Genomic DNA, 9,042 nt, shown 5'->3' with positions numbered 1-9,042 from the left:
GGGTGAGGCTGTTCACGCCCCCCTTGAGGAAACGGTCACCAAAATGCATCGGCAAGAAGGCTTGGCCCGGACGCACGCTGTCGTCACTGGCGACCGGTACGATCACCGCGCCGCGTCGGCTTTTCAGGCAGATCAAATCGCCCGTTTGCAGGCGATGCCGGCGCAGCTCATCCGGGTGCAGGCTCAATACAGCTTCACTGACGTGACCGAACAACTGCGCGGCGGTGCCGGTGCGGCTCATGCCGTGCCATTGATCGCGCAGACGACCGGTGATCAGCGTTAGCGGGAAACGCGCATCACGTTGTTCCTTGGCGGCGCGATAGGGATCGGCCACGAACTGCGCGCGTCCGCTGGAAGTCGGGAAAATACCGTCGAGATAGAGGCGGGCGGTGCCTGCGCTGGACCCCGTAGGAAAGGGCCATTGTTGCGGGCCGATTTTGTCGATCAACCCGTGGCTGATCCCGGACAAATCCAGATCGCGGCCACGCGTCAGTTGTTTGTATTCGTCGAAGACCTGTGCCGAGGTTTCAAAGGCAAACAGGCTGGTCGCTTCCAGACGCAGATGTTTCTCCAGGCGCTGCGCGAAATCCACCGTGATCGCCCAGTCCGGACGCGCTTCACCCGGTGCGACGATCGCGCGGCGGACGTGGGAAATACGCCGTTCGGAGTTGGTCACCGTGCCGTCCTTTTCGCCCCAACTGGCGGCGGGCAACAACAGGTCGGCAAACCTGGCGGTTTCAGTGGTGCGAAAAGCCTCCTGCAGGACCACGAACGGGCAGGCTTCCAGTGCCGCGCGCACGGCAGTCTGATCGGGAAGAGATTGCGCGGGGTTGGTGCAGGCGATCCACAAGGCTTTGATCTTTCCGTTGCCCACCTGCTCAAACAACTCGATGGCAGTCAGCCCCGGTTTTTCAGGCAGTTGATCAACGCCCCAGTAAGCGGCCACGTCGGCACGGTGCTCAGGGTTGGCGGCGTCACGATGGCCCGGCAGCAGGTTAGACAGGCTACCGGTTTCCCGCCCACCCATGGCATTCGGCTGGCCGGTCAACGAGAAAGGTCCTGCACCCGGGCGACCAATTTGCCCGGTGGCCAGGTGCAGATTGATCAGTGCACTGTTTTTCGCGCTGCCGGCGGTGGACTGGTTCAACCCCATGCACCACAACGACAGGAAAGACGGTGAAGTACCGACCCATTCAGCGCATTGCTGCAGTTGCTCAACGCTGATTCCGCACAGCTGCGACACCATCTGCGGTGTGTAATCGCGCACCAGTTTCTTCAGATCGGGCAAGCCTTCGGTGTGGTCTTTGATGAAGTCACGATCGATCCAGTCTTCCCACAGCAGCAAATGCAAAATCCCATGGAATAAAGCGACATCGGTGCCCGGCAAGATCGGCAGGTGCAGGTCAGCCAGATCGCAGGTGTCTGTACGACGTGGGTCAATGACGATGACCTTCATCTGCGGTCGGCGGGATTTGGCTTCTTCCAGCCGACGAAACAGTACCGGATGGGCGTAGGCCATGTTGCTGCCCACGATCATCACGCAATCGCTCGATTCCAGGTCTTCGTAGCTGCAGGGCGGCGCGTCGGCACCCAGGCTGCGCTTGTAGCCGACCACCGCCGAGGACATGCACAGCCGCGAATTGCTGTCGATGTTGTTGGTACCCACCAGGGCACGTGCCAGCTTGTTGAAGGCGTAGTAGTCCTCGGTCAACAGTTGCCCGGAAATGTAAAACGCCACGCTGTCCGGGCCATGTTCGGCAATGGTCGCGGCAAAAACGCTGGCGGCGTGATCGAGGGCGGTATCCCAGTCGGTGCGGTGGCGGGCCAGGCCTTTGCCGAGGCGCAGCTCGGGGTAAAGCGCCCGCGCGGTCTCGTCGCCGGTCAGGTGCAGGGTCGAGCCCTTGCTGCACAGTTTGCCGAAATTGGCCGGGTGCGCCGGATCGCCGCTGACGCCGAGGATGCGCTCGCCGTCATGCTCGATCAGCACCCCGCAACCGACCCCGCAGTAACAGCAGGTGGACGCGGTGATCTGGCGGTCCATCAGCCTGCATCCCGCAGGGCCAGCAGGACCCGGCCATTTTCCACCCGGGTGCGATGGTGATGGGCGCAGCCGATGTCCGGGGCCAGGGCTTCACCGCTTTGCAGGTCGATTTGCCAGTTGTGCAACGGGCAGGCCACCCGTTTGCCGTAGATCAGGCCTTGGGACAGCGGCCCGCCCTTGTGCGGGCAACGGTCGTCGAGGGCGAACACTTCGTCGTCGCTGGTGCGAAAAATCGCGATGTCACCCTTGGGGCCGGCGACAATCCGCGAGCCCAGGGCATTGATCTCTTCCAGTGCGCAGATATCCAGCCAGTTCATGCCAGCACCTCCAGGTTTTTCACGGGGATGACGTCGAATTCTTTCTTCAGTTGTGGCTGTTCCAGGCGTTCCTTCCACGGGTCCTGTTCGAACGACAGGGAGAATTGCAGGCGATCGTTGAGCGCCTTGCGACGCTCCGGGTCCTCGAGCACGGCTTTCTTGATGTGGTCCATGCCGACCCGTTGCAGGTAGTGCACGGTGCGTTCGAGGTAAAAGGCTTCTTCGCGATACAGTTGCAGGAATGCACCGTTGTATTCGCGGACTTCTTCGGCGGTTTTCAGTTTGACGAAGAATTCCGCGACTTCGGTCTTGATCCCGCCGTTGCCACCGATGTACATCTCCCAGCCGGAGTCCACGCCGATGATCCCCACATCCTTGATGCCGGCTTCCGAGCAGTTGCGTGGGCAACCGGAGACCGCCAGTTTTACCTTGTGCGGTGACCACATGTTGAACAGGTCATGTTCCAGCTCGATACCCAGCTGTGTGGAGTTCTGCGTGCCAAAGCGGCAGAACTCGCTGCCGACGCAGGTTTTCACCGTGCGGATGGATTTGCCGTAGGCATGGCCGGACGGCATGTCCAGGTCTTTCCATACCCCCGGCAGGTCTTGCTTGCGGATGCCCAGCAAGTCGATGCGCTGGCCACCGGTGACCTTGACCATCGGCACGTTGTACTTGTCGGCAACATCGGCAATGCGCCGCAGTTCCGAAGGATTGGTCACACCGCCCCACATCCGCGGGACTACAGAGTAAGTGCCGTCTTTCTGAATGTTGGCATGAGCCCTTTCGTTGATCAGGCGCGATTGCGGGTCGTCCCTGGCTTCCCCCGGCCAGGTGGAAATCAGGTAGTAGTTGAGCGCCGGCCGGCAGGTGGCGCAGCCATTGGGGGTGCGCCAGTTCAGGTAGCTCATGGTGCCGGCGATGGTCAGCAAGTGCTGCTCGCGGATGGCCTGACGGATTTGCCCGTGGTTGAGGTCGCTGCAGCCGCAGATGGCCTTTTCGCTTTTTGGTTTGACGTCGGCGGCGCCGCCCACGGTGTTGATCAGGATCTGTTCGACGAGGCCGGCGCAGGAACCGCAGGAGCTGGCGGCCTTGGTGTGTTTCTTGACTTCGTCGACACTGAACAGCCCGTGTTCCTGAATGGCCTTGACGATGGTGCCTTTGCACACGCCGTTGCAGCCGCAGACTTCGGCCGTGTCGGCCATGCTCATGGCTTTGTCCTGGCCCTGATGTCCTACGTCGCCAAGCGCATTTTCACCAAACATCAAGTGATCGCGGATCTCGCCGATGGCGTGATTCTCACGGATCTGCCGGAAGTACCAGCCGCCATCTGCCGTATCGCCGTACAGGCAGGCACCGACCAGCACGTCATCCTTGATCACCAGTTTTTTGTAGACCCCGCCAATCGGGTCGGAGAGGGTGATGGTTTCCGTGCCTTCACCGCCCATGAAGTCGCCGGCGGAAAACAGATCGATGCCGGTGACTTTCAGCTTGGTCGACGTGACCGAGCCTTGATAACGGGCGAAACCCAGTTGAGCGAGGTGATTGGCGCAGACCTTGGCCTGTTCGAACAATGGCGCCACCAAACCATAGGCGATGCCTCGGTGGCTGGCGCACTCACCGATGGCATAGATCCGGGGATCGTAGGTTTGCAGGGTGTCGTTGACCAGAATCCCGCGGTTGCACGGAATGCCGGATTTTTCCGCCAGTTCGGTATTGGGGCGAATGCCGGCAGCCATCACCACCAGGTCAGCGGGGATGATGTCGCCGTTCTTGAATTGCACTGAACCGACGCGGCCGTTGCCTGCGTCGTGCAAGGCCTGGGTCTGCTCACACAGGCGAAAGTGCAGGCCGCGAGACTCCAGGGCCGTTTGCAGCAGCTGGCCGCTGGTCTTGTCCAGTTGCCGCTCGAGCAACCACTCGCCGAGATGCACCACGGTGACGTGCATGCCCCGCAGCATCAGGCCGTTGGCGGCTTCCAGACCGAGCAGGCCGCCACCGATCACCACGGCGTGCCGGTGGGTTTTCGCGGTGTCGATCATGGCCTGGGTATCGGCGATGTCGCGGTAGCCGATCACGCCCTCGAGGGTGTTGCCGGGAATGGGCAGGATGAAAGGCGTCGAGCCGGTGGCGATCAGCAGGCGATCGTATTCGGCTTCGCTGCCGTCTTCGGCAATGACCCGGCGCTTGACCCGGTCGATCTCCACCACTTTGCGGTTGAGCAGCAGTTTGATGTTGTTGTCCAGGTACCAGTCCAGGTCGTTGAGCACGATCTCTTCGAAGGTCTGTTCGCCCGCCAGCACCGGCGACAGCAGGATGCGGTTGTAGTTGGTGTGCGGTTCGGCACCGAAGACCGTGATGTCGTACAGCTCTGTGCTCAGTTTGAGCAGTTCTTCCAGGGTCCGGACCCCGGCCATGCCGTTGCCGATCATCACCAGTTTTAGTTTTTTCATCAGGTTCTCCGGGGAGCTCAGACCTGCCTCATCAGGGTTCAGGCCACGCTCGACAAATCCTTTGTCCTGGTCCCGTTCTCTCGGGAAGTGCAGCCTTCGTCGTTGAAGCCCGCGCTTTATGTCTGTTGAAAGAGGTAATGCAGTGGTTGTGCCAACTCGCTCAGGTCCCGTATTCGTTGGCTTTCTTCCAGTTCACAAGGGCAGAATCGTGAGGGAATGCACTGATTCAAAGCGCGCTGCCCGCTAATGGAGCGCGACCACCAGCAGCGCCAGGTTGAGCAGCAACGATACCAGCGCCAATGTCCGCCAGACTTTCAGCGGCTCGCGCTCCAACAACGGCTTTGGGCGCACATTCAAACTGCGGCGTTCGCCCTGCTCGATCAGTAGTAACCATTCTTCCGCCGTTTCGAAACGCTGTTCGGGGGCCGCCGCCACGGCGCGTTCCAGGCTATGGGCGATCCAGTCCGGCAGGTCGGGCCGGTAGCGGCTGGCGTTGACCGGGAGGCCAAACCGCGGGCGCTGGAACGCTTCGATTTCGCCATAGGGATAGTGCCCGGTGAGCAGGAAATACAAGGTCACACCGACGGCGTACAAGTCCTGCTGTGGCGTTGGCATGTCGCCGCGAAAGGCTTCTGGCGCGATGTAACTGGGTGTACCCGGCAGAGCCCAGGGCAGATCTTGCGAGAGACCGGGGCAATAGGCGAGGCCGAAATCCAGCAGGCGCAACTCACCATCGTCCCCCAGCAACAGGTTTTCCGGTTTGATATCGCGATGCAGAATCTGCCGTCGATGCAACAGGCCGACCGCCCGCAGCAAACGTTCGGCGATGTCCTGCCACTGGGGCAGCGGCAACGGTCCGCTTCGCTCATGCCGTTGGGCCAGGGTAGCGCCCGAATATTCACGCATCACGTAGTACAAATGCTGACGCTGACTGGCGGCATGCACTTCAGGAAAATGTCGACCGGCCACGCGTTTGAGAAACCACTCTTCCGAGAGTAACGCCTGTCCGGCCTGGTGATCGTCGTGCAGACGTCCCGGCAGGGTTTTCAGCAGCCAGGGTTGGTGCTGACTGTCGCGCACCCGATAAAGCAGCGATTGCTGGCTCTGCGCGACGATTCCTTCGACCTGCCAGCCCTCGAACGCCTGACCCGGTTTCAGGGCTGGCGGCAGTGGCCATTGCTGCAAGTGAATCAACGCATCGCCAATGCTCGCTTCACCAAGGGCATCGACTCGCACCAGCAGGGCGCTGGCGTTGTCCTGGCTGCCCGCCAGGTGCGCGGCATTGACCAGGGTTTGCGCGGCGCTGTGCAAATCCGGTTGATCGCGCAGGATCGCCGCAATGGCGGTATCGCCCAGGACCGCCCAGATGCCGTCGCTGAGCAGGACGAAGCTTTCATCGAGGCGCAACTCACCGTCGAGAAAATCCAGCACCAGATGTTGGTCGAGCCCCAGCGCCCGTTTCAGCACATGCTGCATGCCCGGCTGGTCCCAGACGTGATCCTCGCTGATCCGCTGCAATTGGTCGGCGTGCCAGCGATACACCCGGCAATCGCCGACATGGGCCAGGGTGAAACGCCGGCCGCGCAGGACTAGTGCACTGAGGGTGGTCAGCAACGGTTGTCCGCCGCCATTGGCCTGCAACCAGCGGTTCTGCGCCAACAACAGACGATCGAGTGCCTGGGCGACGCCCCAGGTTTCCGGCGTGGCGTAGTAATCCAGCGCCAGGGCCTGCAGCGTCGAACGGGCAGCCAGACCGCCATCGGCGCACTGGCTGACGCCGTCGGCGATGGCGAACAGGTAACCTTTGCTCGCGGCCAGCGCCGGAGCCGGCGTGACCAGGCGCAGGGCATCCTGGTTTTCCTCGCGAGGACCGATGGCGCTGGCTTCGGCGAAACTCAGTTGCAGGCTCATCGAGACCTCAGACCCGCGCAGCCGTCACGGCAGCCGAACCCCAGGTGGTTCTCCAGCGCCGTTTCACACCGTGCAGACCGAACCACGCCAGTACACCGAGGCTGGCGAACAACCACAGCGCCAGTTGATAGCTGCCGGTACTTTGCTTGATCGCGCCCATGCCGGCCGCGAGGGCAAAACCACCGATGCCGCCAGCCATGCCGATCAGACCGGTCATCACGCCGATTTCCCGACGAAAACGCTGTGGCACCAACTGGAATACGGCGCCATTGCCTGCACCCAAACCGAGCATGGTGCAGACAAAAAGCGCCAGTGCGGCGTAGGAATTCGGCAGGTTGAAACCGACCGCGGTAATGCAGATTGCCGCGACGGTGTACATCGCCAACAGGGTTCGAATGCCGCCAAACCGATCAGCCAGCGCGCCGCCCAAGGGGCGCATCAGACTGCCGCCGAACACGCAGGCTGCCGTGTAGTAGCCGGCAGTCACCGGGCTCAAGCCGTACTGGTCGTTGAAGTAACCGGGCAGGGCGCTGGCCAGGCCGATGAAACCGCCGAATGTCACGCTGTAGAAAAACATGAACCACCAGCTGTCACGATCACCCAGGGCTTTGAAGTAGTCGGCCACGGATTTGGCTTTTGGCCGCTCGGGGGCGTTTTTGGCCAGCCAGGCGAAGACGATCAAGGTCAGAATCAGCGGGATCAGGGCGAACCCGAACACGTTGCTCCAGCCAAACGCCGCCGCCAGCACCGGGGCGATCAACGCAGCGAACACCGTACCCGAGTTCCCCGCGCCGGCGATGCCCATGGCCTTGCCTTGATGCTGCGGCGGATACCACTGCGATGCCAAGGGCAGGGCGACGGCGAAAGACGCGCCGGCCATGCCGAGGAACAGCCCCAGCAGTAGCGCTTGCTCGTAGCTGTGGATACCGAGCTTCCAGGCGCCGAACAATGCGCAGATCACGATGACCTGACCGATCAGGCCGGCAGTTTTTGGCGACAGGCGATCAGCCAGCATCCCCATCACGAAACGCAAGACCGCCCCGGCCAGAATCGGCGTGGCGACCACCAGCCCGCGTTGCTGCGTCGTCAGGTGCAGGTCGGCGGCGATCTGTACCGCCAACGGACCGAGCAGGTACCAGACCATGAAGCTCAGGTCGAAATAGAGGAAGGCTGCGAACAATGTGGGTGTATGGCCGGATTTCCAGAAGCTTGAATTCATCGCGCACCTCAGCTGTGAAGAGTCTCGAAAGGAGTCATGAGCTTGCAGGTGGGGCGCCGTTACGGCCGCACCACCGGCCCCGTGCTGTGGGGCCAAAACGAAAAAACGCCGCCACCCGATTCGCCAAGGGCAAATGAGGTGCGCGACGTCTTTGTCGTAGGTGGGGCAACCGCCGTTGGTTACCTGTGGTGATTACATAGCGAGATCTGTGCCAACACTCGAAATCGAGTCGTGGCCAATCGCGGGCTTGCCTGCTCCCACAAGGGAATGACGTCGAACACAATTCCCCTGTGGGAGCGAGCTTGCTCGCGATGGCGGCTGGACAGGCGCTACAGGACTTCAGCCGAGCAACTCGCTCATGGCAATAATCTGCTCCGCCACTTGAATCAGCTTCTGCTGACGGCTCATCGCCTGGCGGCGCATCAGGGTGTAGGCCTCTTCTTCGTTGCAGTCCTTCATTTTCATCAGCAGCCCTTTGGCCAGTTCGATGCGCTTGCGCTCGGCCAGTTGCTGGTCGCGGGCCTGCAACTGGGCACGCAAGGCCTGATCGCTTTCGAAGCGTGCCATGGCCACATCGAGAATCGGCTGCAGGCGTTGTGCGTGAATGCCTTCGACGATGTAGGCACTGACCCCGGACTTGATCGCCTGTCGCATCACACCGGGGTCGTGTTCGTCGGTGAACATCACAATCGGTCGTGGCTGGTCACGAGTCACCAGCACCACTTGTTCCATGACATCGCGACCCGGTGACTCGGTATCGATCAGAATCACATCCGGACGCACCGTTTCGACGCGTTCGGGCAGGTCGATGGTCAGGCCGGATTCATCGATCACTTCGAATCCGGCCTCGGTCAGGGCGRCCTTCAGGCGTCCGACTTTTTTCGCGGTGTCGTTGATCAGCAGGATACGCAGCATGGTCGTGGTCTCCTGTCAGCGGCTGGCGGATCGATGGGAGCTGTCGCTCATGGCGTGCAGTTTGAAACTGCGGGCATAACCGGTCGGGTCCGAGCCGTCCCAGATTTTGCCGTCGATCAACTGGCTGCTGCGCATTTCCTCGGCTGGTGAGGCGACGCCGACGGCACTGGCGGCCTCACGGTACAGGTC

Annotated in this window: 6 protein-coding genes and 1 pseudogene; all 7 read right to left on the bottom strand. The window is 61.6% G+C overall.

Going from position 1 to position 9,042, the window contains the following annotated elements:
* Positions 1 to 2,041: molybdopterin oxidoreductase family protein (locus tag ACXRVY_RS17075; protein WP_458237823.1), on the bottom strand; the 2,041-nt coding region annotated here is incomplete at its 3' end.
* Complete coding sequence (gene nirD, locus ACXRVY_RS17070) at positions 2,041 to 2,358, bottom strand: nitrite reductase small subunit NirD (protein WP_223462928.1); 318 nt, start codon at positions 2,356 to 2,358, stop codon at positions 2,041 to 2,043. The genes nirD and ACXRVY_RS17075, both read right to left, overlap by 1 nt.
* On the bottom strand, positions 2,355 to 4,808 hold the full coding sequence (gene nirB, locus ACXRVY_RS17065; protein ID WP_223462927.1) for a nitrite reductase large subunit NirB: 2,454 nt from the start codon (positions 4,806 to 4,808) through the stop codon (positions 2,355 to 2,357). The genes nirD and nirB overlap by 4 nt, the downstream gene beginning before the upstream one ends.
* A gap of 243 nt (positions 4,809 to 5,051) precedes the next feature.
* Positions 5,052 to 6,719 carry a bifunctional protein-serine/threonine kinase/phosphatase gene (locus ACXRVY_RS17060; RefSeq protein ID WP_223462926.1) on the bottom strand — a complete coding sequence of 556 codons (1,668 nt, stop codon included), beginning with the start codon at positions 6,717 to 6,719 and terminating at the stop codon, positions 5,052 to 5,054.
* A 7-nt stretch (positions 6,720 to 6,726) separates the two neighbouring features.
* Positions 6,727 to 7,938, bottom strand: a complete 1,212-nt coding sequence (locus tag ACXRVY_RS17055) for a nitrate/nitrite transporter (RefSeq protein ID WP_223462925.1) — start codon at positions 7,936 to 7,938, stop codon at positions 6,727 to 6,729.
* A gap of 339 nt (positions 7,939 to 8,277) precedes the next feature.
* The gene (locus tag ACXRVY_RS17050) at positions 8,278 to 8,853 is read right to left on the bottom strand and encodes an ANTAR domain-containing response regulator (RefSeq protein ID WP_458237822.1); all 576 of its coding nucleotides are present in this window, start codon (positions 8,851 to 8,853) and stop codon (positions 8,278 to 8,280) included.
* A gap of 15 nt (positions 8,854 to 8,868) precedes the next feature.
* A pseudogene (locus ACXRVY_RS17045) lies at positions 8,869 to 9,042 on the bottom strand (nitrate ABC transporter substrate-binding protein); the annotation flags it as partial.

The organism is Pseudomonas sp. P5_A2_2 (genome assembly GCF_054177685.1).
The sequence above is the reverse complement of the archived record's forward strand: the minus strand, read 5'-3'. Positions and strand labels throughout refer to the sequence as shown.

Coding starts and splice junctions, on each gene's coding strand:
- ACXRVY_RS17060 (WP_223462926.1), bottom strand. CDS start 6,719: ATGAGCCTGCAACTGAGTTTCGCCGAAGCCAGCGCCATCGGTCCTCGC.
- nirB (WP_223462927.1), bottom strand. CDS start 4,808: ATGAAAAAACTAAAACTGGTGATGATCGGCAACGGCATGGCCGGGGTC.
- nirD (WP_223462928.1), bottom strand. CDS start 2,358: ATGAACTGGCTGGATATCTGCGCACTGGAAGAGATCAATGCCCTGGGC.
- ACXRVY_RS17055 (WP_223462925.1), bottom strand. CDS start 7,938: ATGAATTCAAGCTTCTGGAAATCCGGCCATACACCCACATTGTTCGCA.